This window comes from Cyclobacterium qasimii M12-11B (assembly GCF_000427295.1).
Taxonomy (GTDB): Bacteria; Bacteroidota; Bacteroidia; order Cytophagales; family Cyclobacteriaceae; genus Cyclobacterium; species Cyclobacterium qasimii.
Genome location: NZ_ATNM01000048.1, coordinates 1 through 1,780 on the forward strand (window position 1 = coordinate 1; position 1,780 = coordinate 1,780).

1 protein-coding gene is annotated in these 1,780 nt (G+C 36.1%); it reads left to right on the forward strand.

Annotated elements, in window-relative coordinates; genetic code table 11:
- The first annotated feature begins 554 nt into the window (after positions 1-554).
- Positions 555-1,712, forward strand: a complete 1,158-nt coding sequence (locus tag ADICYQ_RS04335; RefSeq protein ID WP_040414529.1) for a hypothetical protein — start codon at positions 555-557, stop codon at positions 1,710-1,712.
- The last annotated feature ends 68 nt before the right edge of the window (positions 1,713-1,780 follow it).

The following is a 1,780-nucleotide window of genomic DNA, read 5'->3' on the forward strand; positions in this document are numbered from 1 at the left end:
TACATCCAGCAGGTAAAGCTTTCTATTTTCATTGGTTTCACCAAACAAATGCTAGGATAAGCCTGCTTTTAATTGTTATATCAAGCTCCAAAACTATCAAATACTAATTAATTAAAAGCTCCGTTCATCCCATTGCTTGGATATTTTCATTCATCTTCAAAAAGTTATCGTTACCATAAACTTAAAATACCAACTGATCAGGGCTGACTAATATTTAATAAACTTGACTTTAATTAAAAAGGTGATTATTAGGCAACACGGTAGTCTAATCAAGAATAATTGTTGGTACTTATTTACTACTTTAAGGAATGCCCTACTCATTCGGATTTCTCTTATTTACCTACCCTTGCTATTGTTTTCAAACTATTATAGACCCTCTAAAATCAACAACATTTCAACACATTCTTAATAAATTAAATGGTATATTGAATTTCAATTATAACATCCATTTTGAACCCATTTATTGAAAAAAATCTTCCAAAATGAAAGCTTTGCGCTGTATACGCAAGAGGGCACGATTGCTAACAGAACACTGTTACAAACCAACTATACCAATGAAAAAAACATTATTATTCTCCTTCTTTTTTATTTTGATACTGGGGAATACACAAGCCCAAGAAGTTAAAATTCCAAGCCACTGGCCCGATACTTTCTATTCTGGAGACCAAGGAAAAATGCATGTACAAGGCATGGCTTTGGATAAGAAAAACGGGTTCATTTATCTTTCTTTTACTGATAGGTTGGTTAAAATGGATCTTTCTGGCCAAATGGTAGGAAGTGTTAGCGGTTTTATCGGTCACCTGGGCGATTTGGATTTCAATGATGCAGATGGTAAAATCTACGGTTCTTTGGAGTATAAAAATGATGCGATAGGTAAAGGGATCAAAAAGACTTTGGGAAAGGAAGAGAATGCTGGAGTTAATGGATTCTATATTGCCATTTTTGATGGGGCCAAAATCGTAAATACAAATATGAATGCCGAAACAGAGGACTTGTTGCGTACTGTTTATTTATCAGAGGTGGTACAAGATTACGAGGCTGAAGTAAATGTAGGTGATAAAATCATGCCTCACCGCTATGCCTGTTCAGGTATCGATGGACTCACCTTTGCCCCTTCTATAGGAAGTTCTAATCTTGATAAAAAGTATTTGTACGTTGCCTATGGTATCTATGGAGATATAGATAGGGATGACAATGACCATCAGGTGATTTTAAAGTATGATGTCACTAATTGGGCTAAATATGAAAAGCAGCTATCGCAAGATAACTTGCATACCTCAGGTCCTAAAAAACCATTGGAGAAGTATTTTGTGAAAACCGGAAATACCCGTTATGGTATTCAAAATTTAGCCTATGATTCACATACGGGGAATTTGTTTGCGGCGGTATATAAGGGAACCAAAACCCAATTTCCGAATTATGATTTATTCGTAATTGATGGCCATAAAAAACCAGTAAGCACCCGAATAATTTCGGATAGGCATAAAATAAAAGGCAAGACTTTGTCTTTGCTACAAGCTGGGTCTAAGGATCTTGATACAGGTATTCGTGGTTGGCATTTTAAATGGGGAGCGACAGGCATACAGCCCTTGGGTGATGGTTTGTTTTATATTTCGCACAATGAAAAAAACGATGAGGGATTACAGCACACTACGCTCTATAAATACAGATGGGTGGGTGATTCCCAAAATGCATTTGTCAGAGACAATTGAACGCGGATTTCAAATGATGATTTTGTCAGCATTGTTGCAGAATTGGCAACAATACCGCCAAAATCAAT